Source organism: Allosphingosinicella sp., assembly GCF_036570505.1.
Lineage (GTDB): Bacteria > Pseudomonadota > Alphaproteobacteria > Sphingomonadales > Sphingomonadaceae > Allosphingosinicella.
Genome location: NZ_DATCYB010000072.1, coordinates 1 through 25,402 on the forward strand (window position 1 = coordinate 1; position 25,402 = coordinate 25,402).

The following is a 25,402-nucleotide window of genomic DNA, read 5'->3' on the forward strand; positions in this document are numbered from 1 at the left end:
CTATTCGGCGGCCCGTCTCCGCGCAGCGGCGTCGAGCAACAGATCATGAACGAGACCGATGCCGAAGTCTCGGCCGCGCCCGGCGCCCGCTCGGTGGTCGGATCGCCCGACACGCTGGTGGTCGACAAGGGCACCACGACCCAGACCATCCTCGCCGTCCCCGAAGGCCCCGGCCAGGAAGCGACCGTCACGACGCCGCAATAGTATTTCCCCTCCCGCCCGCGGGAGGGCGTCGTTAAAACTTCACGCCCGCCGAAAACACCAGGCCGGCATCCACGTTGGGAAGCTCGGCCGGCAGGTCGGTGTCGACATATCGGACGCCGGCCTTGACCGGCCCCAGCGTCGCCTCGGCGCCCAGCGACCAGTTCCAATAGTCGCCGAACGCGCCGGCGCTCTGGCGGCCGCCGCCGGCGGTCAGCGTGAACGGCGTCAGCGGGATGCCGGCTTCGACCTCGCCGAACAGGTAGAGCAGATCCTCGCCGCCGAGCGCCGCGTGGTCCCACGCATATTTCGCCCCTGCCGTCGCCTGCACCGGCCCCAGCTGCTGCGAAACCGAGGCGTAAGGTTCGAAATAGTCGGTCTCCCCTTCCCCGTCCGGGAAATAATAATAGAGGACACCCGCATCGACCGAGGTGCCGAGGCCGAGATTGGTGCCGTAGCCGGCATAGACGTCCAGCTCGACGTCACCGATATCACCGGTCGTCACATCGTCGATCCCGCCGAGCGTCGACCCCCAGACGCCCGCATAGAGGCCGCTGTCGCCCTGCACGGTGACGCTCGCTTGCAGCGCCGGATCCTCGTCGGAACGCGAAATCCCGCGATAGCGATAATCGGATACCGCCTTCGCCTCGCCGTAGAGGGTAATGCCACCGTCCGGCAGCTGCGCCGCCGCCGGCGTGGCGAGCAGCGAAAGAGGGATAAACGGCAGTGCGAAAACGGCTTTCATGGGGAAATACTCTTTTGAAACACGGATTGAGGCCGCAGCCTTACCTTCGAGGCGCGGCAGCGACCACAGACATTAGTCCTTCTTTAGCGGCCACGCGGTAGAAACGCGGGCCATGACGCATCAGTCCGCCCCGTTGTCGCCGATCCTTGCCGATGCCGGTCGCCAGATCGCGCAGCTTCGCCAGGTGCGGCACCTGGTCGGGCAGATCGCCGGCCGTTCCGCCGTCGCGGGAGATTCGGCGCTCGACGAGAACGCCCGGGTCGCCGTCGCCTATGACGATGCCATGCCAATCGTCCGGCGCCGCTTCGACGCGCTTGCCGCCGAGACCGCGGCCTGGGCCGCCGCCGGCGTCGCCGCCCTGATCGCTGCCGGTCGCGACGGCGAACCGCCCAAGGCGGCAGCGGCTATGCTCGCTGACGAACTCGACCGGGCGCTAGCCCGTCTTGCCGTCCTGCTCCGCGTCTAGTTTCGGCTGGACCGCTGACGCGGGCCATTCCTTCACGCGGATATCGCGCTGCGGGAAGGGCAGCTCGATTCCGTTCTCCTTGAACAGCAACCACAGGCGGTTGAGGATTTCCGAACGAACGCTGCCGACCCCCGCCTCGGGATCCTTGATCCAGATGCGGATCTCATGCTCCACCGACCTTTCGCCGAAGGCGGTGAGCCAGACGTTGGGCCTCGGGCTTTCCAGGACGCGCGAGGAGGCGGACGCGGCCTCCATCATGAGCCTCTGGGCCAGCTCGACATCGGCAGCGTAGCCGACGCCGACTGGGATGCTCATGCGAACGTCGCGCGTCGAATAGGACCAGTTGACGACCTCCTCGGTCATCAGGATCTCGTTCGGGATCAGATGCTCCTTGCCTTCGCGCGTGACGATCGAGACCGCGCGGACGCCGATCTTGTTGACCGACCCGAAGCTCTGGCCGACCGAGATCACGTCGCCCGGCTTGATCGAGCGGTCCATGAGCAGGATGATTCCGGCGAAAAGATTCCCGAACGTCTTCTGAAGCCCGAAGCCGACGGCAAGGCCGAGCCCGCCGGAAAACACCGCAAGCGCGGTGAGGTCGATCCCCACAAGGTCGATGCCGACGAAGAAGGCGATGACCAGCAGGCCGATGGCGACCAGCTTCTGGACGAGAAGCTGCTGGGTGGAATCGAGGCCGGATGCGCGCTTCACCGATTGCCCGACGAGGCGGTTCACCAGCTTCACGCCCGCGTAGAGCGCGAGGATGGTGATGCCGATCTGAAGCAGCGTCAGCAGCGAGAAACGCCGCTCGCCGATGCTGAAGCCGACCTGGTCGAAGATTTCGCTGACCGGCGTCAGGTCGCCGACGGCCTCGGTCAGCACCATCACGAAAGCGACGAGGGCGAGCGATGCCGCGATCCAGCGGGCGAGGTGGAGCCCTCGCGCGATCACGGTAATGAGCATCGCCACGGCGACCGCCAGCGCAAGGCCGACGATGAAGGCGGCGAAAATCGGCCAGGCATAGGCTTTGAGCAGGATCGCCAGGAGGACGGCGGCCGACAGGTTCCGGACAAGGCTGCACATTCGCCGGCCGATGGCTTCGTTTCGGCCGCCGGCATGCCGCTCCCACAAATTCGCTAGAGGCGGCCCCAGCCTTTGCCCTATCCACCAGGCGAGTGCCCAGAGGGCGATCGAAAGCACCAGCGCCGCCGCAGCGGCGGCAAGATCGGGGTCCGAGGGGACGACGATGCCGATATCGGCGGCGATGCGCCGAACCGCGTTCACGCCGTCGCTCCATAGGCGGCAAGGCCGCGGGCGAGATCGGCGATCAGGTCGTCCGGGTCCTCGAGGCCGATATGGAGCCGCACCATCGGGCCCTCATACTCGACACGCGTCGCGGTGCGCAGCTTCGCCGGATCGACCGGGAGCGCGAGGCTTTCGAACCCGCCCCAACTATAGCCGATGCCGAAATGCTCCAGCCCGTCGATCAACTTCGCGCGCGCGGCCTCGTCACCGCCCTTCAGGACGAAGGAGAAGAGGCCGGACGCACCCTTGAAGTCGCGCGCCCAATGCTCGTGGCCGGGACAATCGGGAAGCGCCGGGTGCAGCACCCGCGCCACTTGCGACTGCTCTGCCAGCCAGCGTGCGACTTTCAGGCCGCTTGCCTCATGCTGGCGGAGGCGGACGCCCATGGTCCTGAGGCCCCGCGCGGCGAGCCAGGCGTCGTCGGGGCTGACATGCTGGCCGAAGGCGCGGCTGGTCTGCTCCAGGACCTTCCAGTGCGCCTCGTTGGCGGTCACCGAGCCGAGCATCACGTCGGAATGACCGACCACATATTTGGTGCAGGAGAGGATGGTGAGATCCACGCCCGCAGCGATGGCCGGGAAAAGAAGTGGCGTCGCCCATGTATTGTCGAGCAGCGTGACGAGCCCGCGCTCCCTTGCCACCGCGCAGATTCCCGGCACATCCTGCACCTCGAGGGTGAGCGAACCAGGGCTTTCAAGAAAGGTGGCCCGCGTCTTCTCGCCGATCAGGTCGGCGATGCCGGCGCCGATCAGCGGGTCGTAGTAGCGCGTCGTCACCCCCTGCCGCGCCAGCACGCCGTCACAGAAGGCACGGGTCGGCGCGTAGGTGCTGTCGACCATCAGCAGCTCGTCCCCGGGCCGCAGCACAGTCATCAGCGCGATCGAGATGGCCGCCACCCCCGACGGGTAGAGCCGCGTCCCCGCCGCGCCCGGCTCCAGCGCCGTCAGCGCCTCGGCGAGCGCCCACTGGGTCGGCGTCCCCGTGCGCCCATAGTGAAGCGTGCCCACCCGCCCGGCGCCCGCCTCGCGCATGGCTTCGACATCGTTGAACAGAATGGTCGAGGCGCGCCATACCGGCGGATTGACGATGCCGGTTGTCCATTCCCTGCGTCGGCCGCCCTGTACCAGCCTGGTGTCGGGCTTCACGTCCTTTTCGCTCATGCCGATCCAACCGACTTGGGCGTAGCGGGATCGGCGCCCCATTCGGACCAGCTACCGTCGTAGAGCTTGACGTCGTTCTTGCCGAGCAAGTGCGCTCCGAACAGGAGAACGGCGGCCGTGACGCCCGACCCGCAAGTTGTCACCATCGGCTTGTCGAGCTCCACCCCGGCTTCATAGAAAGCGGCGCGGAGCTCGTCGCCGCACTTCCAGCTGTTGTCGGCGTTGAACAACTCGCCCTGCGGCACATTCTTCGCGCCCGGGATATGCCCCGGGATCACGCCCGGCCGCGGCTCCTCCTCTTCGCCCGCAAAGCGGGACGCGGGTCGCGCATCGACGATCTCATGGCTCGGCGAATGGACCAGCCCGCTCACGTAGGCTTTGTCGGCCACCGCCTCTTCTTCGACGAAGGCCGTGAAATGGCCGTGCCGTACCCGGACCTTGCCGCTCTCCAGCGGCCGTCCCTCCGCCTTCCATTTCTGAAGACCGCCATCCAGCAACGCGACATAATGCGCGCCGAACACCCGCAGCATCCACCAGGCCCGCGCGGAGCTGTGCAGCGGCGAATTGTCGTAGACGACGAAGCGATGGCCGTCTCCGAGCCCCAATGTCTGCATGCGGCTCGAGAACTTGTGCGCCGGTGGCAGCATGTGCGGCGCTGCGTTGGACGCATCGACGATCTCGTCCAGGTCCATGAACACCGCGCCCGGAATATGCTCTGCTTCATACTCCGCCCGCGCGTCGCGGCCGGCGCCCGGCAGGAAGATGGTCGCGTCGATCACCTTAAGGTCGGGCGCGCCCAGCTCCTCCGCCAGCCACTCGGTGGATACGAGACTTTCCATCTACACCTCCGAAACAACCAGCCGGCCATTCAGCTAGCCCATTTCGGGGGCGCCGTTCAATGTCAGCGGCTCTGGATGAACTCCCGGATATCGGCGCTGAGCTTCGCCCGGTCCTCATCGCGGACGTACATCATGTGACCCGAATCATAGTAATGGAACTGGATCTGGTCGGCGGGCATGCCGGTCCGGCTCAGCGAATATTCGGCGGCGAAGAAGGGCGTGGCAAAATCATAATAGCCCTGGCCGACGAAGATCCTGAGTTCATTATTCTCCCTCAGAGCCTGCCCGATATAGGGCGCGACGTTCAAATAGGCGTCGCTGTCCCGACCATCGCCAAGCCGCCAGTCCCAGGGGCCGACGCGGCCGATGGTCACGTAGCTGCGGTCTGTATGGTAATCGAGATTGCCCCGGACATGGGCGTTGATCGCGGCGGTATAGCCCGCGTCGATGCCGTAGAAGCTGGGGTCGTTGTCGGGCGTCTCGCCGGCATTGTCATAGTCGCGGCCGGTATAGCGGGAGTCGAGACGGCCGACGGTGAGGCCCCTGTCCCTCAAAAGCTCCTTGTAGAAGCGCGACGGCGCGACGCGGAGGTCCGCTTGCTCCAGGAACTCTTCCGACAGCCCCGTGAAGCGCGAAAGCTCGCGCCGCACCGTGGCCCGCTCCTCGGCGCCCAGATCGTTGCCCTTGAGCAGGGCCGCCGCATAAGGCCCGATCGCCCATTGCCGCGCTTCTTCTACGAACTGCTCGACCGAGGCCGCCTGCGCCTTGCCGTGAAAGAGCGCCGTCGCCGCCATCGAAGGCAGGTTCAGGACATGCGTCATCTCGTTCCCGGGCGTGTCGGCCCCAGCGCCGAAATCGAGCACCGTCGAGATGAGGATGACGCCGTTCAGGGCGACGTCGTTATAGGCGCCGGTTAGCTGATTGACGACCGCCGCCGAGCGGGTCGTGCCGTAACTTTCGCCGCCCAGATATTTGGGCGAGTTCCAGCGGCCATTGTCGTTGAGCCAGAGCCGGATGAACTCGGCGACCGATTCCGCGTCCTTGGTGACGCCCCAGAAATCCTTGGGGTCGGTCTCGCCGAGCGCGTGGCTGAAGCCGGTGCCGACCGGGTCTATGAAGACGATGTCCGTGACGTCGAGCAGGCTCTCGGGATTGTCGACGATGGGATAGGGCGGTGCGCCGTCGTCGGTGCCGTCGGAGGGGATCGCCACCCGCTTCGGACCGAAGGCGCCCATGTGTAGCCACACTGAGCCCGAGCCCGGCCCGCCGTTGAAGAGGAAGGTGATCGGACGATCGGGATCGCGCGGCTCCTTCACGTAGGAGACGGAGAAGATGCTCGCGCGGGGAGTCCCGTCGTCGGCCTTCAGGTAGGTCTCGCCGGCCGTCGCCGTGTAGGAGATCGTCTTGCCGCCGAACGTGCCCTTGTGCCGCGTCACCGACACCGTGGGCGGCGGAATCGGCTTGTCGGCCTCCTTCTTCTTCTCGGCCTTCGGTTTCTCGTCGGTCGCGTCCTGAGCGGGAGCGGGAGCGGCGAGGGCCATAAGGGCCAGGGCAAGGGCCATCGAGGCGGTACGGTGACTGAGACGCATGCGGTCCATTCTCTCCTGTTGCGGTGCGATCTATTGCATGCGTTCCGGCGCCGTAAAAGCCCGCCGCCTACCGTAGATTCCGCAAAATTTTGAACGTCGGTATCGAGGTTGACGGATTATTCACTAAAACCCGCCACTGATTGCCGCTGGAGCAACGAGAAGCACTGAATGTGCCTTTGGGGGAGGGCGCCCGAATCCATGTCGAGTCATGCTGAGGCGGGACGAATTCCAGCCGTGCCGGATGTCGGCTCGGATGAGCAGCGGCGCGTGGACGCGATCGTCGCCGAGGCCAAGCGCGGCATCTGGAAACCGCAATATCAGCCCGTGGGCGCCGCCCCTTTGCTCCCAATGTGCCCCATGCTTGTCGACAGGCGCCTGTCGGAAGAAATCCAATATGTTCAGCGGCTGCTCGAGATGATGGGCGATCAGCTTTCGGGCGATCCGGTTATCCTTCAGCGCCACTCTCGCACGGTGCAGGGTTTCGACCTTATGAGCCAGATACTCGGGCACATCGCCAAGGTCGTATCCGCGGAAGACAAGCACACCGCGATCGACGGCATCGGCATGCACGAGTTGAGAGCCCGTCTGAAGCGGCAGGCCCTGTAGCGTCAGCGAGAATGACAGGGCGCGCGGGAGCCTCTAGATAGCGCGCCATGACTATCACTCATCTCGGGACGACCAGCGCGCTTCCTCCTTCGCCGGAAGAAGCGACCCTGGATTACGTGCCCAATCCGCGACCTAGACGGCCCTATCTCGTCCGTTTCACCGCCCCCGAATTCACGTCGCTCTGCCCGGTCACCGGCCAGCCCGATTTCGCGCACCTCGTCATCGATTATGCGCCGGGCGACACGATCGTCGAATCCAAGTCGCTGAAGTTGTTCCTCAGTGCCTTCCGCAATCATGCGGGCTTCCATGAGGATGTGACGGTCGGCATCGCCGAGCGCCTGACGGCCGAAATGAAGCCGCTGTGGCTCCGCATCGGCGGCTATTGGTATCCGAGGGGCGGCATACCCATCGATGTCTTCTGGCAGTCCGGCGAGCCGCCTGCCGGCCTGTGGCTCCCGGACCAGGGCGTGCCTTCCTATCGCGGCCGTGGCTGAGCCTTGAAGGATTCCCCGCGCATCGTCGTGCTCGGCGCAGGCTCGGTCGGTTGCTTCATTGGCGGGGCGTGGCTGGCGGCGGGATGCAAGGTCGCGTTCGTCGGCCGGGAACGCGTCCGTCAAGAGATCTCCGATCACGGCCTCGGCCTCAGCGACCAGGACGGCTGGCACATCCGCCTCGCGCCCGACCTCATCGATTTCGCGACCAAGCCGGCGGCGCTGAAGAAGGCGGACATCATCCTCCTCACCGTGAAGAGCACGGGGACGCAGGCGGCGGCAAAGGAGATTGCCCGTCACGCGCGGCCGGGTGTCAGCGTCATCAGCTTCCAGAACGGCATCAGCAATGCCGAGACGCTGAAGCAGCTGCTTCCCAGGTTCCATATAATACAGGGGATGGTCCCCTATAATGTCGTCCGCACCGGCTCCGGCCGCTGGCATCGGGCCACCTGGGGCGACCTCACCGCCGCCGAGACGGATACCAGCCGCGCCCTCGCCGCGCGGATCGGCGATCGGCCCGGCAAGCTGCTGCTGGCGAAGGACATGGTGGCGGTCGCCTGGGGCAAGCTGCTGCTCAATCTCAATAATGCGATCAATGCGCTGTCGGGTCTCACTATCCTGGAGGAGCTCCACCAGCGCGACTACCGGCGGGTGATGGCGGCAGCGATGGTCGAAACGATGGAGCTTTTGAAGATCGCCGGCATCGAGCCGGTGGCGACCGGCCCTATTCCGCCCAGGCTGCTGCCCCACGCGATCGGCGCGCCCGATTTCATCTTCAGGAATTTCCTGCTCAGGGTCCAGAAAATCGACCCCCATGCGCGATCCTCCATGTCCGACGACCTCGCCGACGGCCGCGAGACCGAGGTGGACTATCTCAACGGCGAGGTGGTGAAGCTCGCCCGCTCGCTCGGCAAGGAGGCGCCGGTCAACCAACACATCGTCGATCTCGTCAAGCAAGCGGAGATGGGCATCAACCGCATCTGGACCGCCTCCGAGCTGCGCGCCCACATCCTCGAAGGTCACAAGGGCGCCCGCGGCTTCGGCTACTGAGCGGTAGTCGGCCTCACGCAGCCCCCACGGCGGCGCTTGCTCGGGCTGCCCGACGATAGAGCCACCAGGCTATCGTCGCAAACAGCAACGTGCCGCCGATAAGGGCGATCGGCCGGAAGGATTCGCCGACCAAAGCCAGCGGCGCATCGCTGCCGGTTCCGACTACCAGGCCGGCATAGGCGACGCCGAACAGGCTTTCGCCGACGATCATGCCGGTTGCCGTCAGCACGCCCATCCTCTTGGCGCGCTCCGGGTCGGCGGCGCGGCGCTCGACCGCGCGGTCGTAGAACCAGCCGATGACCGCGCCAACCACCACCGCCATCGTTGTTCCCATCGGCAGGTAGATTCCGATGCCGACGCCGAGCGGATGGAGCCGCGCCTTGCCGGTGCGGACGAGCAGCTCGTCGATGATGACGATGACGACTCCGAGCGCCGCGCCGATGCCGATCAGGCTCCAGTCGAGATCGCCGCCGAGCACGCCGCTCGCCAGCGCGGAGATCAGCGCCGCCTGGGGCGCCGGCAGGGCATTCGCCCCGGCCCCCGGCGCGCCCGCGAAGCCGTAGGCGGCGTTGAGCAGTTCAAGGACGGGCGGAATGACCATCGATCCGAACAACACGCCGAATATCAGCGCTACCTGCTGTCGCCACGGCGTCGCGCCGACCAGCTGACCGGTCTTGAGGTCCTGGAGATTGTCGTTGGAGATGGTGGCGACGCCGAACACGATGGCTGTCGTTATCAGCGCATAGGCGATGAGCGCTTCCTCAGACCCCTCGCCCAGGCCGGAGGCGAAGAGCAGGCCGAACAGCATCGAAGCGGCGAGGATGGCGAGGATGCCGACGCCTGAAATCGGGCTGTTCGACGCTCCGATAAGGCCGGCCATATAGCCGCAGACCGAGGCGATGAACGCGCCGACAAGCAGGATGAAGACAAGAGTCACCGCGACCAGCGGGACGGTTATGCCTGCCAACGGACCGCCGTCGATGAAGTCGATGAGCAGGAAGGTGATCGGGATCAGCGCGGCGCCGGAGACGAGCGCGACGATGCCGATGGGGATGTCGCGCTCCTTGAGCGGCAGCCCCTCGCCGCCAACGCGGCGGGCGCGGGAAGCCGCCATCGCGCTTCTGATCCCGGAAAGAATGGGACCGATGATGCGCAGCAAGGTCCATATCGCCGCGACGCCGATCACGCCCGCGCCGATGAAGCGCACCTGGTTGAGCCAGATATCGGTGGCGAAGGCCTCGGCTCCTCCCGTCGGCACGGCGAGCGCGGTCAGCCACGGCGTCGCGATGCCCCAGCCGATGACGAGGCCGGTAAACATGGCGAGCCCGACCGCGAGGCCGACCAGATGGCCGGCGCCGAGCAAGGCGAAGGAAAGCCCGCCGGCGATCCCCGTCGCCGAGGGACCGATACGGAAGAAATGGCTCGCCTCGGAGACGGCGAGCCGCATGTAGGTAAGCGCGTTGAAGGCTGCGGCGACCAGGGTGCTGGTCACGATCACGCGAAGTCCGGCGGAACTTTCCGCATCGCCGGCGCGAGAGCCCTCGCCGACCTTCAGCACCTCGGCGGCGGCGCGGCCTTCCGGGTAAGGAAGATCGGACTCCGCGACGAGCGCGCGGCGGAGCGGGATCGAGAACATCACGCCGAGAAGACCGCCGAGCGCCGTGACAAGCGCCGTGGTCCAGAAGGGAAAGCCCTGCCACCAGCCGACCATCACCAGCCCCGGCAGTACGAAGCAGATCGCCGCCAGGGTGCCCGCCGCCGAAGCGACCGTCTGGACGATGTTGTTTTCCAGGATGTTCGAGGAAGCGAAAAAGCGCAGCACCGCCATCGAGATCACGGCCGCCGGGATCGAGGTGGCGAAGGTGAGGCCGACCTTGAGGCCCAGATAGACGTTCGCCGCTGTGAACAGCAGGGTGATGAGCCCGCCCAGCGCCACCCCGCGCAACGTCAGTTCGGGGAGCGTCATCGCTCTGCCCGCAGCAGCCTTGCTCGCCATTTTATCTCCCCCTGAACAGTCCGCCGAGCAGGCCCCGCACGAGCGAGCGCGCTACCTTGTTCGCCACCTGGCGCTGGAGCGATTTTCCGACCTGCCGGACCATGGCCTCGCCGACGGACGGATTGGCGCGCCGCTCGCGCTCCAACCGGGCCTGCTGCCTCGCTTGTTCCACTCGTGCCCTTGCCTCGACTTTGGCGCGCTCGGCGGCCGCCTTCTCCTCGGCTTCCTTGGCTTCCGCCGCGGCAGCGGCCGCTGCCGCTTCTTCGCCTCGCGCTTTCAGTATCTCCTCGGCGCTCTCGCGATCGACCGCCTGGTCATATTTGCCCTCGACCGGCGAAATCGACCGGATGATCGCCCGTTCCTTGTCGGTCAACGGCCCCAGACGCGATCGCGGCGGTTTGACCAGGGTCCGCTGCACGGGCGAGGGCGCTCCATCTTCCTGCAGTACCGACACCAGCGCCTCGCCGACCTTGAGCTCGGTGATCGCCGTCTCGACATCGAGCTTCGGGTTGATCCGGAAGGTCTCCGCCGCCGCCTTGATCGCCCGCTGGTCGCGCGGCGTGTAGGCGCGCAAGGCGTGCTGGATACGGTTGCCGAGTTGCCCTGCGACCTCCTCGGGAATGTCGATCGGGTTCTGGGTCACGAAATAGACACCGACGCCCTTGGAACGGATCAGCCGTACCACCTGCTCGATCTTCTCCTGGAGCGCCTTGGGGGCGTCCTCGAACAGGAGGTGCGCCTCGTCGAAAAAGAAGACGAGCTTCGGCTTGGAAAGGTCGCCGACCTCCGGCAGCTCCTCGAACAGTTCCGAAAGCAGCCAGAGCAGGAAAGTCGCATAGAGCTTTGGGCTCGCCATCAGCTTGTCGGCGGCCAGAATGTTGACGTAGCCGCGCCCCTCCTCGTCAGCCTTCAGCAGGTCGGCGATGTCGAGCGCCGGCTCGCCGAAGAAACGGTCGCCGCCCTGGCTTTCGAGCTGGAGCAGCTGGCGCTGGATCGCGCCGACGCTGGCCTTGGTGACATTGCCGTAGCGGGCGGTGAGGTCGGCCGCGTTTTCGGCACAGTGGACCAGCAGCGCCTGCAGATCCTCGAGGTCGAGGAGGAGAAGTCCATCCTCGTCGGCGACGCGGAAAGCGATGTTCAGCACGCCCTCCTGCGTCTCGTTGAGGTTCATCAGCCGCGCGAGCAGCAGCGGACCCATCTCCGACACGGTGGTGCGAACCGGATGACCCTGCTCGCCGTAGAGATCCCAGAAGACGGCCGGATTGTCGGAATAGGCGTAACCCGTATAGCCGATCTCGGCGGCGCGCGCGGTCAGCGCCGCGTGCGCCTTGTGGGTTGGGGAGCCAGCCATGGCGATGCCCGCGAGGTCGCCCTTCACATCGGCCACGAACACAGGCACGCCTGCGGCCGAGAAGCTCTCGGCGAGGCCTTGCAACGTAACGGTTTTGCCGGTGCCGGTAGCCCCCGCGATGAGACCGTGACGATTGGCACGGCTCAGTATCAATCGCTGCGGATTACCTCCGCCGAGGCCGATGTAGATTCCCGTCGCGTCGTCCACTGCAAGCTCCCCTACCGAACCGGCCCGCCGCGACTATTCCCGAACAGGGTTTGCACGGCAAGCCGGTTGGAAGGGTCTAGCTCCGGACGAGATCGACGCCAACGTAGAGCGGCGGATTGTTGCCGCGGCGAACGAGCAGCAGCACCGATCCGCGATTTGTCCGCCGCGCCGCCTCCACGGCCGCCGCCGCCGCTTCCGGTGTCGGGGTGGCATTCTGGTTGATCGACAGGATGATGTCGCCGGGCCGCAGGCCCTCGGCCGCGGCATCGCTGGACGGATCCACCGCCGCGATCACGACGCCGCGGATGCTGGCGTCGTTGAGCTGGAGCTGCCGCGCGACGGCGGGGGTCAAGGTCTGCACGGTAACGCCCAGGCTCTCGCGCGCCTGGCGCTGGCTTTCCGTCTGCTGCTCTTCCGGCTCCGGCTGGATCTCGGCCTCCTCGCCGCCACCGCCCAGCTCGGCCAGCTCCTCTTCGGTCGGACGTTCGGCGATGATGAGGGTCACGGTCCGGCGCTGGCCGTTGCGGATGAGTTCGATGGGGATACGAGAGCCGACCGGCTGCTGCGCGACCAGATAGGACAGCGTCTGATCGGGCGTCACGGCCTCCCCGTCGACGGTAATGATGACATCGCCCTGCTCGATGCCGGCGCGGGCGGCCGGGCTGCCAGGCTGGACGCCCCGGATCAGTTCGCCGCGGTTGCGCGGAATGCCGAGCGAATCGGCGATGCCTTCGTCGAGCGGCTGCAGGCTCACGCCGATATAGCCGCGCACAGGCCGCTCGCCGCGCCGCAGCGCCTCGATCACCGGTCGGGCCTGCTCGGCCGGGATAGCGAAGCCGATGCCGACATTGCCGCCCGTCGGCGAGATAAGCGCGGTGTTGATGCCGATGACGTTGCCGTTGACGTCGAACATCGGGCCGCCCGAATTGCCCTGGTTGATGGAGGCGTCGGTCTGGATATAGCGATCGTAGGCACCGCTGCCGGTAATGCCGCGGTGCAGGGCGGAGACGATGCCTGCCGTGACGGTGCCGCCAAGGCCGAAGGGATTGCCGATCGCGACGACCCAGTCGCCCACCCGCGTCTGCGTTGAATCGCCGAAGCGGACGAAGGGCAGGTTCTGCGCGTCTATCTTGAGCAGAGCGAGATCGGAAGCGATGTCGCGCCCGACCAGTTCCGCCTCATATTCCTTGCGGTCGGCGAGGGTGACGGTGATCTCGTCCACGGTGGCGCCGTCGCGGGCCGGGGCGATCACGTGGTTGTTGGTGACGATATAGCCGTCGGCCGAGACGATGAAGCCGGACCCGAGCGATCCGCCACGCTGGGTGATGGTGTTGTCCTCCCCGGTCTCGGGAACACGCCCGCCGAAGCGGCGGAAGAATTCCTCGAAGCCGGGCGGGAAGGGTGACCGGCTGACCTCGATCGACTGCTTTGTCGAGATGTTGACCACCGCCGGCTGGAGCCGGGCGGCGAGGTCGGCAAAGCTCATCGGCGCTCCGGCCCGGGGGGCGGCGCGGGCGATGGCGGCGGGATCGTTCTGCGCCGTCTGCGCTCCAACGGGGCCCACGGTCAGCGTCGCAGCCGTTCCGCCCAGAAGCAATGCGGCGGTGATGCCATAGACGTAGCGCACGTTGTCACTCTCCTTGCAATTTCTGGCCCGGCCGGGCTGACCCGGACGGGTCGTTCAGTCGGACGTAAGCTATGGCCCGCGGCTGAACGGCCATTGAATGAGCAGCCCGCGGCCTGCCGATCATTCGCCGCCCGTAAACTCCTGCAGATACTCGTTGCTCGGCGAGAGGATGATGGAGGAACGACCCATGGCCTCGCCCGATCCATTGTTGACGAAAGTCGTCTCGTAGGACTGCATCGCCCGATAGAAATCGTAGAATTCGGGATCCTTGCCGAACGCCTCGGCATAAGTGGATGCCGCTTCCGCGTCGGCCTCGGCGCGAATGATCTGCGCCTGCTTCAGGCCCTGGGCGAGGATCGAGCGGGCCTCCTGTTGGCGCGCGGTCCGCATCCGCTCATAGGCGGATTCGAGCGGCGTGCCGTCGGGGAGGTCCGCCCGTTTGATGCGCACGTCGACGATCTCGGCGCCATATTGCCGCGCGACGCGGTTCAGCGCCTGCTGGATATTGTCCATCATCTGACCACGCTCGGGGCTCAAAAGGGCCGCGAACGGACGCTTGCCGAGTTCGTTGCGGAGCGCCGAGCCGAGGATCGGCCGCAGCGCGTCGCTGACCCGCTGCTCGGTGCCCGCCGCGATATACATGCGCAGCGGATCGACGATCCGGTAGCGGGCGAAGGCATCGACCTGGAGTCTCAGCTGATCGGTCGACAGCACCTGCTGCTGGTCCATCTCGACGGAGAGGATGCGCTTGTCGATCCAGACGATCTGCTCGACGAACGGGATCCGCGCCGCAAGGCCCGCGCCGGTCTGGCCGAACTCCTGCTCAGGCTTGAAGCGGTTGATGATGCGCTGCGGCTCGCCGAAGCGGACGACCACCGCCTGCTTGGTTTCCGGCACGATGGCGAAGGTCGAGCCGACGACGATCAAGAGCGCGATCGCGATGAAGGCGAGCGCGATGGGGTTGCGGCCCAGACGCTGGATCATTGGCTCGTCCCCTGCTGGGTGCGACGCTGGATTTCCGGCAGCGGCAGATAGGGCGTCACGCCGGGCGCCTCGATGATCGTCTTGTCCACGCGGGAGAGCACTTTTTCCATCGTTTCATAATACATGCGCCGCTGAGTCACTTCGGGCGCGAGGCGATATTCCTCATAGACCTTGTCGAAGGCGGCCGCCTCGCCCTGCGCCTTGGCGGTGAGCTGGAGGGCATAGGAGCGCGCATCGTTCAGATAACTCTGCGCCTGCTGCTGTGCCGCGGAGACCTCTTTGAAGGCGTCGTTGACCGCGGCCGGGGGGTCGGACTGCTTGATGGCGACGCCCTGGACATCGATCCCGGCGCGATAATCGTCGAGCAACTGTTGCATCACCTGGGCGACGCGCTGTTCGATGTCGCTGCGGCCGGAGCCGATGGCGTCGTCCAGCGATACGCCGGCCACCACCGCGCGCATCGCGCTTTCGGCGACTTCGCGGATGGTTTCCTCGGGATTGGCGATCTGGAACAGGTAGAGTTGCGGCTCCTTGATGTTCCAGCGCACCGAATAGGCCAGATCGATGATGTTCTGGTCGCCGGTGAGGATGAGATTCTCGCTGCTGGCATCGGTCGATCCGATGTCGATGGTCCGGATCTCCTCGACATCGACCTTCTGGACGCTGTCGATCGGCGCGGGGAACGTCAGGCCGATGCCGGGGCCCATCGTGCCCGCATAATTGCCGAAACGGGTGATGACGCCGCGCTCCTCGGGGCCGATCCGGTGGATGCTCGTGAACAGCAGCCAGAGAATGAGAAATATGCCGAGCCCGTAGAGCCAGTAAGGCTTGCCGTCGCCGGTCGGAAAGCGGCCGCCGCCGAAGCGTTCGCGGCTCTTCTTCAGGAAATCGTCGAGCGAGGTGACGTTTCCACTCGTGCCGGCTGGCCGGCGCTTGCGGGGTGGCTGTCCCCAGGGATTGCGCGGACCGCCGCCGTCACCGCCGGAGCCGCTGCCGCCACCGCTACCCCAAGGGCCCCCTTTGTTCTCGTTAAAGACGGCGCCAAGACGTGCGCCCCACCCGAAAAATCTGTTCATGAAGCCTTTATAGGAAGCTTGAAGCGGAAAAACAGTGGCATCCGGCGAGGATATGCCTATCCGCTCCAGGTCATGAGCGAAAGCACGGAAACCCTGATGGCGGCACTGGCGCGCGTGACCGTCCCGGGCGGCGCCGATCTGGTGAGCGAAGGCCGGACCCAGGCGCCGCGGATAAAGGACGGCATTGCCAGCATCGTCCTCGACGTCACCGGCCTCACCGCCGAGGTCCGCGCCACGTTGGAACGGCAGATCCGTGCCGCGATCGTCGGCGTGCCCGACGTGCACGATATCCGCATCGCCATGACCGCCGACAAGATCCAGCGCACCATCATCGCCGTCGGCAGCGGCAAGGGCGGCGTCGGCAAATCGACCCTGGCCGCCAACCTCGCCATCGCCCTCGCCCGCTCGGGCCGGAAGGTCGGACTGGTCGACGCCGATATCTACGGGCCGTCCCAGCCGCGCATCATGGGCAACAACGACCGCCCCGAGCTCGCCGACAAGCAGATCGTGCCTGTCGACGCGTTCGGGGTGAAGATGCTGTCGATCGGCCAGCTCGTCGACGCCGGCACCGCGCTCGCCTGGCGCGGCCCGATGGTGGCGAGCGCGCTGGGCCAGCTCATGGACGGCGACTGGGGCGATACGGACACGATGATCGTCGATCTTCCTCCCGGCACCGGCGACATCCAGATGTCGCTCGTCCAGAAATACAAGCCCGCCGGCGCCGTCATCGTCTCGACCCCGCAGGACCTGGCGCTCATCGACGCCACCCGCGCCATCGACCTGTTCCGCAAGATGAACGTGCCCGTCTTCGGCCTCATAGAGAACATGGCCGGCTACGCCTGCCCCTATTGCGGCGAGATATCCGATCCGTTCGGCACGGGCGGAGCGGAGGCGGCGGCGCGGGTGATGGGAATCCCCTTCCTCGGCCGCGTCCCCCTCACGCTCTCGATCCGCCGTGCCTCGGATGCCGGCACGCCTCCGGCCGCGGGCGAGGGGGAGGAGGCCGAAATCTTCGCCGGCATCGCCGCTCGTCTGATCGACGAGGTGAACCGAAAGCGCATGTGACGGTTGTCCCGTCGCAAGGAGGAATAATCATGCCGCTGACCCGCGACGAGGACATCGCCGAGCTTCTCGCCAACACCCGCACCATCGCGATGGTCGGCGCCTCGGATCGCCCCGACCGCCCCAGCTATGGCGTCATGCGCTTCCTCCAGTCGCACGGCTATCGGGTTATCCCTGTAAACCCGCAGATCACCGGCGAGCATGTCCACGGCGAATATGTCTGGCGCGAGCTTTCCCAGATCGGCGAGCCGATCGATATGGTCGACATCTTCCGTCGCCCCCAGGCCGCGGGCGAGGCGGTCGACCAGGCTATCGCCGCCGGCGCGAAGTCGGTGTGGCTCCAGATCGGCGTCATAAACGAGGAGGCTGCGGCGCGAGCCGAAGCGGCCGGCCTCAAGGTCGTGATGGACCGCTGCCCCAAGATCGAAATCCCCCGCCTCGGCCTGGCCCCCGTGGCCTAAGCAAGAGTGGGTGCGACGGACGATCCAGGTCTTGGCCAGATCGTCCGCCTGGGGCGCGACACGCGACGTTCGGGATGGGGCAGGCCAGCCTCATGCGAGCTGATACTCGCCCGGACCGGCAACGGGAAACCCGGCACCTCCATCGACGGTCATGACGGCAACGGTCCCGCCGAAGGCGGTCATGGTCAAAAGCGACGCGGCTATCGCGAACAGGCTCTTGCGGATCATCATCTTTGGTCTCCTTGATCGGCCGGCGCGAAGGCGTCGGCGCTGGAGACGGTCTATGCCGCCCGGCCCGGCGCATCCTGAGCGGGCGCTGGAAAGATCGTGGGACGGGCTTTTCCAGAATCTTTCCACGATCCGTTTCGCGTCGAATCGGGCGGGCGGCTGTGGTAAAACAGTGCAGGAAGACAGTCGTTGGCGCGGACCGGAGCGACGATCATGTCGATCGAAGCGGATTGCGGCATGAACCTGGCGTTCGCCGATTTCACGATCGACAGGGCGGACGAGCGGCTGCTCGGCCCGAACGGGCCGGTGAAGCTCGGCAACAAGGCCTATCGGGTCTTGCTCATGCTCGCCGAGCATGAAGGCCGGCTGCTCACCAAGGACGCTCTCTTCTCTTCCGTCTGGGATGGCACGATCGTTTCGGAATCGGCGCTGACGTCGGTCATAAAGGAACTGCGCCACGCGCTGGGCGATGACCCTAAGGCCCCTCGCTATATCGAAAGCGTCTATGGGCGGGGCTATCGTCTTTTGCCCGCGGTGACGCCGGTCGAGGGGACGAGCGCAAGGCGCACCAAAACGGAAAGCCGGCCCGCTGCCGACGGGATGGGGGCACGCCTCGGCACCCCGCCGCTCCTGTATCTCGGCGCGTTCGACGACTTGGCGGCGCGCGATTCCTCGCCGCATCTCGCCGCCGTCCTGCGGGAAGAAATATTGTTCGCCCTGTCGCGCTTCCGCGACATCCGGCTCGTCTCAGATCAGGCGACGACGGCGCCCCCGACCGGAGGATATGGCGCGCGCGACTATCAGCTGTCGTTGAAGCTGGTGCATGACGGTCGCTCCGTCCGCGCCTTCACTCGCCTCTGCCGCCTGGCCACGGGAGCGATCATCTGGGCCGACAATATCGATCTCACCGACGGGCATCTCGGCCCCGACGTCGACCGATTGGTACGGCGGGTGGCCGCGGCGGCGCTACCCAGAATGCAGGACGATCTCCTCGGCAACCTGCCGGCGCAGCCGCATGATGTCTATGATCTCTACTTTCTGACCAGGCTCAAGATGCGGGGCCAGACCACGCTCGCCGAGGCGCGCGAGATGGCGGCCACATGGGAACGGATAATCGAAGAACACCCGAATTTCGCCCCCGCCTATCCGCCCCTGACCCGCCTCTACGACACCGACTATTGCTACTCGGGGCTAGGCTCGACCGGCGAGGCCGAACGCCGCCGGGCCTACGAGCTCGCCCATCGAGCCTTCGCGCTCGATCGGACCGAGTCCCATTTCCACGCGATGAAGGGCTGGTCCCATATGTGGGCCGGCGAATGGGCGCTCGCCCGCCAGCATCTGGACGAAGCGTTGAGCCTCAACCCCTACAATGAGCGGCGGCTGGTCGAAGTGGCGACGGCTCTCATGTATCTGGACGATCTGGCCGGCGCCGCCGACCTTCTCAAAAGATGCCGTGACCTGACCCCGTTCGTGACCGCCGCCCCTTATGAGGAACAGGGCTTGCTTCATCTGCTGAGCGGCGAATACGAGCTGGCGGCGGAGCAGCTGGCGCTCGTGCGCCGCTATCATCCGGACGACCTTGCCCGCACGAATCCGACCGTGATGAGTGAGCTTTATGCGCTGCTGGCCGCTTCCGGGGCCGGGGCATCCGACCTGCCGTCACGGGCGGAGCGCTGGCGCCATTCAATGGTAGAGCGCTGGTGCGCGGCCGATCCGCCTACCGACGATCGGCTCAGGCAATGGGTCCTCTTCCACAATCCGTTGAAAAGCGAGACCCGGCGGGCGTGGCTTGTCGGCCTGTTCGAGGGCGCCATGGCAGCAAGCCGCACGGGTGATCCGGAACGCGAGCGCTACAGGCGTGTCGAGCGGCCTCGCGCCAAGGTTAGCGTGCTATAAATCAGGCTTGAATTTAGATCCAGTCGAACACCGCGGCTCGACTATTTCGGCTTCCCATCCCGTCCGATGTTGGCGCCGGCGACCGCGTCGGGCGCAACGCCTTTAGGCGACGGTTTCTTGTCCGTCTTGTCTGTCTTTGAACCGGTTTTGGGGGTATTTTTGCTGCCAGCCATGATCCGCCTCCGCAAGGGATAAGACGCGACTCTACATGCTGCGATTACTGCCTACTTATTAACCTTAATCGGCGACGCTGTCACTCTGTCCCGGCGGGGAGAGTCGGCATCGCATATCCAAATCGACGGCGCATTCGGTGGCCAGCCAGTCGAGAAACATTGTTCTGACCATGACTGGTCGCGCCGGGGCGGCGGAAGTATCCTCAATTGCCATGTGCAGGCATTCGCGAGCGTCGAGCCGCTTCTGCTCCACCGCCCATTGCTTCAATAGCGGTTCTCGCGCCGGAAGCCCGGCCGCTTCCACGATCAGGCTCCAGGTCCGGTCGACGTAGTGGATATCCGCCGCGGCATCGAGGAGGGCGCGCGCCTCCCCGGCCCCGATGGCTTCACGCGCCCGCATCCGACAAATCGTGGCGCGCACATCGACGAGGGGAAGGGACAGCGGGCGCCAGTCCCATTCCGATGATGTATGCACCAGCGCGACCTCGTCATCACCCACGAGGGTGCCTCTTGAATAGGCGCGGTAGATGGCACCCACGCCCGTCAGACCGAACCCGCCCATTTCCGCCGCCCGAAGCGCGCCGATGCTGCTGGCGCCGAACATTCGTACGCCTTCCGAGAGCAGCAGCAATATTTCCTTGTGTCGCACGGCCGGCCGGTGATCGAAGTAGCCGTCGATAAGGCAAAACCGGGTGGCGGCGTCGATATCGAGCCGCAGTAGATCACCCGCTTCCGCCGGGGGCTTCCAGACGACCGAACCGAACGCGCGGCGATCCTCGGCGGAAAGCGAAGGGCCTGCAAAGGCGATGATGGTCACGGCACGATCCTGCGGGTCCGGCGCGACGAGCCGAGACCCGGCACGAACGCGCGGGTGACGACCACACCCAAGCCCCCGTCGAGGCGTTTCGCGACGACCTGGCTGTAACCGCGCCGCGCGAGCCCCTCGACGATTGTCTCCCATCCGTAGGCGAGCGGCGCCGCTTCCTCCCACGCAACCGTGCCCGTGGGAGCCGGCTCGTTGACCTCGGTCGCCGCGGCCGGACGCGAGGTATAATAGGATGGCAGGATATCATCGCGCACGCCGGCGATCACCGTCAGCCGCGACTGGAGCGCCTCCGCGAAGGCCTTGAACAAGGCCAGCTCAGGGTCTCCGTGGGCGGCGCTGCCGTAGAAACGCCGGTAGGCCGGCCCGAATTCCTCCGCACCGCCGATCACGCACATGAAGGCCGGAATCGAAACGATCGACGAGAGCCGGAACAGTTGCAGCTCGATCCGGAACTCGTCGAAGCGGGCTTTCCAGGATCGAAGCCAATCGAAAGGGATAGTGGCGAGCGCCAGCGACGTCGCCATCTGGCTCTCGAAATCGCCGCGCCTCCATTCTCCCAGGGCATCGCGCTCGATAATCTCAAGCAACGATACGCGCAGGGCGGCACCCTCATCGCTCCCCGCGCCAAGCCCGCTACTCTCCCGGTCGAACAGGCTGTCATGACCCCATGTCCAGTCTAGCGACACGAGCGGGTGCGGCAGAAAATGGTCCCGACCTGTCGGGATGTCCTTGGCGAGACACCATTGGATAGGCTGGTACGCTGACGGGGGAGCGTCCCGACTTTCCGCGTAATCGGCCACATCGGGCGCCCGCGCGTCGGGCGGCAAGTCCGCGAAGCTGCATAGCGGCCCATCCGCCGGCGCATTCTCCGCGCAATGACATTCGATCGCCTCGCACAGCGCGCCGATCCTGGCGGCCAGCGGCGAAGCGCCCTTTCCCTGATGGACGCTGAGCGCTCGCCCGGCCGGGCGCACGGCCTGCCACACGGGCAGTCCCAATCGATCGAGCCGAGTGATGTCCGCGAGCCGCGTGACGCCGCAAAGTTCAGCCGCGGCGAGCGCCGTCTTCAGGAACGGCGCGACCGGCACCAACCGCGACCCGTCTTCCGGACCCAGAGCCATGCGGCACCTTCCTCGGCATCAGAAGCGGCGCCTCCCGCTTCCGGAGCCAGGTTATCATAATTATGCGGTCGGTCAGACCACCGCCAGAGCCCGTTCCCTCAGCCGCTCCACGGCAGCGGCGTGGATGCCGGGCGTCGCCACCACCACGCCGAACGACTCGCCGGTGATCGTGTTGAAGGCGAGCGGCTGGCCGAGCGCGCCGGTCACGGTCGCGCCCGCCTCTTCGGCGATGAGGGCGGCGGCGGCGATGTCCCATTCGAAACCCCAGCGGAGTGTCGCCACCAGGTCGGCCTCGCCGGCGGCGACCATGGCGATGCGGAGCGCGATCGAATTGGGCTTCACCACGGCCACCAGATCGCCGTCGACCTTGGGAAGCTGATCGGCCGGGACGCGCGCGCCGACGAAGCCGGTGCGGCCGCTCACCTCGATACGCTCGCCGTTGCGCCGGGCGCCCTTACCTTTCGCGGCCGTCCAATGCTCTCCCCGCTGCGGCGCGTCGAGGACGCCGATCACCGGCACCCGATCCTCGACCAGTGCCACGGAGACGCACCAGCCGGTGCGCTGGCGCAGATAATCGCGCGTGCCGTCGATCGGATCGACGACCCAGGCCCTGCGGCGCTCGTAGCGGTCGGTCGCATCGAGCGTTTCTTCCGAGAGCCAGCCGGCTTCGGGATCGAGCGCGCGCAGATGCTCCCGTAGATAGGCGTCCACTTCCAGGTCGATGTCGCAAACCGGATGGCCAGGCACTTTTTCCCACTGCCGGAATTCACCGCCACAGCGGCTGGCGGCGATCCGTCCGGCCTCTCGTGCTATTCTAGAAACCTCCTCAAGCACCGGCGACGATCATCCCTTCGATCCTGACTGTCGGAACATTGACCCCGCGGCGATGTTCCAGGTCGTCGGCGGGCATCAGGGCTTGGAACATATCGACCAGGTTTCCCGCGATGGTGATTTCGGCAACAGGCGCCGCGATTTCACCATCCTCGATGAGGAAGCCGGAGGCGCCGCGGCTATAGTCGCCGGTCACCGGATTGACGCCCTGCCCGATCAGTTCCGTCACGTAGATACCCCGCTTGACGTCGGCGATCAGCGCCGCCTTGCTCACCGTGCCGGGCAAGAGGTCGACATTGGTCGCGCCCGCGCCCGGCGAGCCGCCGATGCCGCGCGTCGAATGGCCCGTCGGCTCGCGCCCCAATTGGCGCGCCGAGGCGCTGTCGAGCAGCCAGCCGGTGAGCCGCCCGTCCTCGACGAGGTTGCTGGGACTGGTCGCCATCCCTTCGCCGTCGAACGGCTTGGAACGAAGCCCGCGCTCACGGTGCGGATCGTCGCGGATGACAATGCCTTCCGCGAATACCCGCTCCTCCTCCCGCCCTAGCAGGAAGCTGGTTTTGCGCGTGATGGCGGGGCCGGTGATCGCGCTCAGCAGATGGCCGACCAGGCTCCCGCCCACGCGCGGGTCGAACACGACCGGCATCGATCCGCTCGGCACGCGCGCGGGATCGAGGCGCGCCACCGCCCGTTCGCCGGCGAGCCGTCCCAGCACCTCCGCGTCGTCCAGATCCTCCAGATGCCGGACGTTATGGTGGGCATAATCGCGCTGCATCCTGGCGCCGTTGCCGGCGATGACGCTGGCCGAGCTGCTATAGCCGCTGGTCGTATAGCCGCGGCAGAAGCCGTGGCTGGTGGCGAGCGCCACGACCGAACGGCCGGCGCTGGCGCCCGCGCCTTCACTGTTGGTGACGCCATCCACCGACCGCGCCGCCGCCTCGGTCGCCAGCGCCCTTTCCCGGAGCGCGGTCGGCGGCGGGTCGTACCCGTCGTCACCCTCCACGTTGGGGCCGCCCGCGCGCAGCAGCCGCTCCTCCGGCGCAAGGCCGGCATAATCATCCTCCGGGGCCTCGCGCGCCATCGCCGCCGCCCGCTCGACCAGGGCCGACAGCGCTTCCGCCGAGAGATCGGACGAGGAAACGCTCGCCGAGCGCTTGCCCAGAAAGAAGCGAAGGCCGATCTCCTCTCCTTCGGAGCGCTGTACATCCTCCAGGTCGCCGAGCCGCACCTGCACTTCGGTCGAGCCATTGCCGACATAAAGAACGTCGGCGGCATCGGCGCCGGCCTTGCGGGCGGTCTCGATCAGGGAGGCGGCGCGCGCCTCGGCGTCTTTCACGTCAAGCATCGCCGCCGCTTACGAGCCGCGCGCCGCAAAAGCAAAGTCAGGTCGTACCCACTACCAGGCAGGCGAGGAACATCAGCAGGCCGGCGAACCGGTTCGAGCGAAACTTGGCGAGCGCGTCGGTGCCGTCATCGAGGCGAAGAGCCGCTACTTGCCAGAGAAGGTGGAGCGCCATCGGGATTAGCGGCAGCAGGACAAGCCACTGCGACCTGAGTTGCCAAAACTCATAGCCCCAGAGCGATATCGCTAAGGAATAGAAGAAGGCCACGCCGGCACGCGTATGCTTCCCGAGCCTCCGCGCGGAGGATTTCACCCCGACAAGGGCATCATCTTCGCGGTCCTGCAAGGCGTAGATCGTATCGTAGCCGATCACCCAAAAGACCGAACCGGCCCAGAGCACGAGAGCCGTGCCGCTGAAACGACCAGTAACGGCAGGCCAGCCGACCAGCGCCCCCCAGGAGAAGACGAGGCCAAGCCACACCTGCGGCCACCAGGTGATGCGCTTCATGAACGGATAGGCCGCGACCAGCGCCAGGCTCCCCAGCGCCACCAGAGCGGCCGTCAAGTTAAGCTGGAGCAGGACGGCCAGCCCAATAAGACTCAGCCCCACCAACAGTGCCCAGGCGCCCTTCAGCGAAATGCGGTCGCTCGCCAGCGGCCGCAGCCGCGTCCGCTCCACCCGCGCGTCGAGATCCTTATCGATGATATCGTTATAGACGCATCCCGCGCTCCGCATCGCGAAGGCGCCGAGACCGAACCACAGGATCAACGCCAACCCGTCGCTACCCATCCCAGCCAGCGCCACGCTCCAGGCGCAGGGCCAGAAAAGCAGCCACGCGCCGATCGGCCGATCGAGCCGCATCAGCGACGCATAAGGCCGCACCGTCCGCGGCAGCGCCCCGATCAGCCCGCGCCGCTCGCTGTCGGGGACGATGTCGGTTTCGACAATCATGAAAACCACATGCCGTTCGTCCCGAGCGAAGTCGAGGGGCGCTGGCGATGACTCGGAGAAACCCCCCTCGACTACGCTCGGGAGGAACGTTTAGGGGTGGACCATGCCCGCCACCCCCGCCTGGCCGCCGTCCAGCCTCCCGCGCCTTTATGTCGACGACACGCTCAGCGAGAACGCCATCTTCACCCTTGAAGGTACCCCAGCCAACTATCTCGCTAACGTCCTCCGCCTCGGCACCGGCGGCCAGGTCAAGCTGTTCGACGACCACACCGGCGAATGGCTGGCGGAGTTGACGGACTCCGGAAAAAGGCACGTCAGCCTCCGCCTCATCACGCACCTCCGCGAACGCGAGACCGTTCCCGACCTCTGGCTTCTCTTCGCACCGGTCAAACGCGGCCGCATCGATTGGATCGCGGAAAAGGCAACCGAGCTTGGTGTCGCGAGGCTCGTTCCCGTGCTCACCCAGCGCACCATCGTCGACCGCGTCAACATGGATCGCCTGCGCGCCCATATAATCGAAGCGGCCGAACAGTGTGAGCGTACCGCCCTTTCGGAGCTCGCCGAGCCGCGGAAGCTCGACTCGCTGCTCGCCGACTGGCCGACCGAGCGCACGCTGCTCTTCGCCGACGAACAAGGCGGCACGCCCCTCGCCAAGGCCGCGGAAGCAGGCCCCGGCGCCATCCTCATCGGGCCCGAAGGCGGTTTTACCGACGAGGAAGGCGCCCGCATCCGCGCCCTCCCCCAGGCCCGCCCGGTATCGCTCGGCCCCCGCATCCTGCGCGCCGACACCGCCGCCCTCGCCGCGGTCAGCGTCTGGATG

24 protein-coding genes and 1 pseudogene are annotated in these 25,402 nt (G+C 66.4%); 9 read left to right on the forward strand and 16 right to left on the reverse strand.

Going from position 1 to position 25,402, the window contains the following annotated elements:
• Positions 1 to 204: pseudogene (locus VIR62_RS08870) on the forward strand (DUF3035 domain-containing protein); the annotation flags it as partial.
• Between the two features lie 31 nt (positions 205 to 235).
• Here VIR62_RS08870 and VIR62_RS08875 read toward each other — a convergent pair.
• Complete coding sequence (locus tag VIR62_RS08875) at positions 236 to 946, reverse strand: TorF family putative porin (protein WP_431870506.1); 711 nt, start codon at positions 944 to 946, stop codon at positions 236 to 238.
• 112 nt (positions 947 to 1,058) lie between these two features.
• Here VIR62_RS08875 and VIR62_RS08880 point away from each other — a divergent pair, with 112 nt between their 5' ends.
• Entirely contained in the window at positions 1,059 to 1,412 is a 354-nt protein-coding gene (locus VIR62_RS08880) for a hypothetical protein (protein ID WP_431870508.1), read from the forward strand.
• Here VIR62_RS08880 and VIR62_RS08885 read toward each other — a convergent pair.
• The 4 genes from VIR62_RS08885 to VIR62_RS08900 all read right to left on the reverse strand — a co-directional run bounded on the left by VIR62_RS08885 (position 1,380) and on the right by VIR62_RS08900 (position 6,305).
• Complete coding sequence (locus VIR62_RS08885; protein WP_431870510.1) at positions 1,380 to 2,696, reverse strand: mechanosensitive ion channel family protein; 1,317 nt, start codon at positions 2,694 to 2,696, stop codon at positions 1,380 to 1,382. The genes VIR62_RS08880 and VIR62_RS08885 overlap by 33 nt on opposite strands.
• Positions 2,693 to 3,877, reverse strand: a complete 1,185-nt coding sequence (gene metC, locus VIR62_RS08890) for a cystathionine beta-lyase (RefSeq protein ID WP_431870512.1) — start codon at positions 3,875 to 3,877, stop codon at positions 2,693 to 2,695. Before metC ends, VIR62_RS08885 begins: the two co-directional genes overlap by 4 nt.
• Complete coding sequence (gene sseA / locus VIR62_RS08895; protein WP_431870514.1) at positions 3,874 to 4,716, reverse strand: 3-mercaptopyruvate sulfurtransferase; 843 nt, start codon at positions 4,714 to 4,716, stop codon at positions 3,874 to 3,876. Before sseA ends, metC begins: the two co-directional genes overlap by 4 nt.
• Positions 4,717 to 4,778: 62 nt before the next feature.
• Positions 4,779 to 6,305: a S10 family peptidase gene (locus VIR62_RS08900; RefSeq protein ID WP_431870516.1), complete on the reverse strand. Its 1,527-nt coding sequence runs from the start codon at positions 6,303 to 6,305 to the stop codon at positions 4,779 to 4,781.
• A gap of 198 nt (positions 6,306 to 6,503) precedes the next feature.
• Here VIR62_RS08900 and VIR62_RS08905 point away from each other — a divergent pair, with 198 nt between their 5' ends.
• From VIR62_RS08905 to VIR62_RS08915, 3 genes are read left to right on the forward strand one after another with little or no spacing between them, the layout of a single operon-like run.
• Positions 6,504 to 6,911, forward strand: coding sequence for a hypothetical protein (locus VIR62_RS08905; protein ID WP_431870518.1), 408 nt, complete (start codon positions 6,504 to 6,506; stop codon positions 6,909 to 6,911).
• Between the two features lie 47 nt (positions 6,912 to 6,958).
• Positions 6,959 to 7,405 carry a preQ(1) synthase gene (queF, locus tag VIR62_RS08910; protein ID WP_431870520.1) on the forward strand — a complete coding sequence of 149 codons (447 nt, stop codon included), beginning with the start codon at positions 6,959 to 6,961 and terminating at the stop codon, positions 7,403 to 7,405.
• Between the two features lie 3 nt (positions 7,406 to 7,408).
• A complete protein-coding gene (locus VIR62_RS08915) occupies positions 7,409 to 8,452 on the forward strand; it encodes a 2-dehydropantoate 2-reductase (protein WP_431870522.1) in 1,044 nt (347 codons plus the stop codon).
• A 13-nt stretch (positions 8,453 to 8,465) separates the two neighbouring features.
• Here VIR62_RS08915 and VIR62_RS08920 read toward each other — a convergent pair whose 3' ends face one another.
• The 5 genes from VIR62_RS08920 to hflK form a co-directional block, all read right to left on the reverse strand.
• A complete protein-coding gene (locus VIR62_RS08920; protein WP_431870523.1) occupies positions 8,466 to 10,448 on the reverse strand; it encodes an OPT family oligopeptide transporter in 1,983 nt (660 codons plus the stop codon).
• A 1-nt stretch (position 10,449) separates the two neighbouring features.
• Positions 10,450 to 12,006: a helicase HerA-like domain-containing protein gene (locus tag VIR62_RS08925; protein WP_431870525.1), complete on the reverse strand. Its 1,557-nt coding sequence runs from the start codon at positions 12,004 to 12,006 to the stop codon at positions 10,450 to 10,452.
• A 76-nt stretch (positions 12,007 to 12,082) separates the two neighbouring features.
• Complete coding sequence (locus tag VIR62_RS08930; RefSeq protein WP_431870527.1) at positions 12,083 to 13,633, reverse strand: Do family serine endopeptidase; 1,551 nt, start codon at positions 13,631 to 13,633, stop codon at positions 12,083 to 12,085.
• A gap of 120 nt (positions 13,634 to 13,753) precedes the next feature.
• Positions 13,754 to 14,617: a protease modulator HflC gene (hflC, locus tag VIR62_RS08935; protein WP_431870529.1), complete on the reverse strand. Its 864-nt coding sequence runs from the start codon at positions 14,615 to 14,617 to the stop codon at positions 13,754 to 13,756.
• Positions 14,614 to 15,693 carry an FtsH protease activity modulator HflK gene (gene hflK, locus VIR62_RS08940; RefSeq protein WP_431870531.1) on the reverse strand — a complete coding sequence of 360 codons (1,080 nt, stop codon included), beginning with the start codon at positions 15,691 to 15,693 and terminating at the stop codon, positions 14,614 to 14,616. The genes hflC and hflK overlap by 4 nt, the downstream gene beginning before the upstream one ends.
• A gap of 72 nt (positions 15,694 to 15,765) precedes the next feature.
• Here hflK and VIR62_RS08945 point away from each other — a divergent pair, with 72 nt between their 5' ends.
• Both VIR62_RS08945 and VIR62_RS08950 read left to right on the forward strand, forming a co-directional pair.
• Positions 15,766 to 16,758 carry an Mrp/NBP35 family ATP-binding protein gene (locus VIR62_RS08945; RefSeq protein WP_431870533.1) on the forward strand — a complete coding sequence of 331 codons (993 nt, stop codon included), beginning with the start codon at positions 15,766 to 15,768 and terminating at the stop codon, positions 16,756 to 16,758.
• A gap of 29 nt (positions 16,759 to 16,787) precedes the next feature.
• A complete protein-coding gene (locus tag VIR62_RS08950) occupies positions 16,788 to 17,216 on the forward strand; it encodes a CoA-binding protein (protein WP_431870534.1) in 429 nt (142 codons plus the stop codon).
• A 90-nt stretch (positions 17,217 to 17,306) separates the two neighbouring features.
• On the opposite strand, the gene VIR62_RS08955 is transcribed toward VIR62_RS08950, so the two are convergent.
• Complete coding sequence (locus tag VIR62_RS08955; protein ID WP_431870536.1) at positions 17,307 to 17,447, reverse strand: hypothetical protein; 141 nt, start codon at positions 17,445 to 17,447, stop codon at positions 17,307 to 17,309.
• Positions 17,448 to 17,633: 186 nt separating this feature from the next.
• Here VIR62_RS08955 and VIR62_RS08960 point away from each other — a divergent pair, with 186 nt between their 5' ends.
• Positions 17,634 to 19,340, forward strand: a complete 1,707-nt coding sequence (locus VIR62_RS08960; protein WP_431870538.1) for a winged helix-turn-helix domain-containing protein — start codon at positions 17,634 to 17,636, stop codon at positions 19,338 to 19,340.
• A 237-nt stretch (positions 19,341 to 19,577) separates the two neighbouring features.
• On the opposite strand, the gene VIR62_RS08965 is transcribed toward VIR62_RS08960, so the two are convergent.
• The 5 genes from VIR62_RS08965 to ubiA form a co-directional block, all read right to left on the reverse strand.
• On the reverse strand, positions 19,578 to 20,330 hold the full coding sequence (locus VIR62_RS08965) for a TfuA-like protein (RefSeq protein ID WP_431870540.1): 753 nt from the start codon (positions 20,328 to 20,330) through the stop codon (positions 19,578 to 19,580).
• The gene (locus VIR62_RS08970) at positions 20,327 to 21,460 is read right to left on the reverse strand and encodes a YcaO-like family protein (protein WP_431870542.1); all 1,134 of its coding nucleotides are present in this window, start codon (positions 21,458 to 21,460) and stop codon (positions 20,327 to 20,329) included. The genes VIR62_RS08965 and VIR62_RS08970 overlap by 4 nt, the downstream gene beginning before the upstream one ends.
• Before the next feature lie 72 nt (positions 21,461 to 21,532).
• Entirely contained in the window at positions 21,533 to 22,294 is a 762-nt protein-coding gene (locus tag VIR62_RS08975) for a 3'(2'),5'-bisphosphate nucleotidase CysQ (RefSeq protein ID WP_431870544.1), read from the reverse strand.
• Complete coding sequence (locus VIR62_RS08980) at positions 22,287 to 23,633, reverse strand: TldD/PmbA family protein (RefSeq protein ID WP_431870546.1); 1,347 nt, start codon at positions 23,631 to 23,633, stop codon at positions 22,287 to 22,289. The genes VIR62_RS08975 and VIR62_RS08980 overlap by 8 nt, the downstream gene beginning before the upstream one ends.
• 37 nt (positions 23,634 to 23,670) lie before the next feature.
• On the reverse strand, positions 23,671 to 24,582 hold the full coding sequence (gene ubiA / locus VIR62_RS08985; protein WP_431870549.1) for a 4-hydroxybenzoate octaprenyltransferase: 912 nt from the start codon (positions 24,580 to 24,582) through the stop codon (positions 23,671 to 23,673).
• A 103-nt stretch (positions 24,583 to 24,685) separates the two neighbouring features.
• On the opposite strand from ubiA, the gene VIR62_RS08990 reads away from it, so the two are divergent.
• A partial coding sequence (locus VIR62_RS08990) for a 16S rRNA (uracil(1498)-N(3))-methyltransferase (protein ID WP_431870548.1) occupies positions 24,686 to 25,402 on the forward strand: 717 nt, incomplete at its 3' end.

Bases quoted from the DNA above. Each gene is read 5' to 3' on its own strand.
- queF (WP_431870520.1), top strand. From the start codon at position 6,959: ATGACTATCACTCATCTCGGGACGACCAGCGCGCTTCCTCCTTCGCCG.
- VIR62_RS08900 (WP_431870516.1), bottom strand. From the start codon at position 6,305: ATGCGTCTCAGTCACCGTACCGCCTCGATGGCCCTTGCCCTGGCCCTT.
- VIR62_RS08945 (WP_431870533.1), top strand. From the start codon at position 15,766: ATGAGCGAAAGCACGGAAACCCTGATGGCGGCACTGGCGCGCGTGACC.
- VIR62_RS08880 (WP_431870508.1), top strand. From the start codon at position 1,059: ATGACGCATCAGTCCGCCCCGTTGTCGCCGATCCTTGCCGATGCCGGT.
- VIR62_RS08905 (WP_431870518.1), top strand. From the start codon at position 6,504: ATGTCGAGTCATGCTGAGGCGGGACGAATTCCAGCCGTGCCGGATGTC.
- VIR62_RS08970 (WP_431870542.1), bottom strand. From the start codon at position 21,460: ATGGCTCTGGGTCCGGAAGACGGGTCGCGGTTGGTGCCGGTCGCGCCG.
- hflK (WP_431870531.1), bottom strand. From the start codon at position 15,693: ATGAACAGATTTTTCGGGTGGGGCGCACGTCTTGGCGCCGTCTTTAAC.
- VIR62_RS08920 (WP_431870523.1), bottom strand. From the start codon at position 10,448: ATGGCGAGCAAGGCTGCTGCGGGCAGAGCGATGACGCTCCCCGAACTG.
- VIR62_RS08875 (WP_431870506.1), bottom strand. From the start codon at position 946: ATGAAAGCCGTTTTCGCACTGCCGTTTATCCCTCTTTCGCTGCTCGCC.
- sseA (WP_431870514.1), bottom strand. From the start codon at position 4,716: ATGGAAAGTCTCGTATCCACCGAGTGGCTGGCGGAGGAGCTGGGCGCG.
- VIR62_RS08950 (WP_431870534.1), top strand. From the start codon at position 16,788: ATGCCGCTGACCCGCGACGAGGACATCGCCGAGCTTCTCGCCAACACC.
- VIR62_RS08980 (WP_431870546.1), bottom strand. From the start codon at position 23,633: ATGCTTGACGTGAAAGACGCCGAGGCGCGCGCCGCCTCCCTGATCGAG.
- metC (WP_431870512.1), bottom strand. From the start codon at position 3,877: ATGAGCGAAAAGGACGTGAAGCCCGACACCAGGCTGGTACAGGGCGGC.
- ubiA (WP_431870549.1), bottom strand. From the start codon at position 24,582: ATGATTGTCGAAACCGACATCGTCCCCGACAGCGAGCGGCGCGGGCTG.
- hflC (WP_431870529.1), bottom strand. From the start codon at position 14,617: ATGATCCAGCGTCTGGGCCGCAACCCCATCGCGCTCGCCTTCATCGCG.
- VIR62_RS08955 (WP_431870536.1), bottom strand. From the start codon at position 17,447: ATGATGATCCGCAAGAGCCTGTTCGCGATAGCCGCGTCGCTTTTGACC.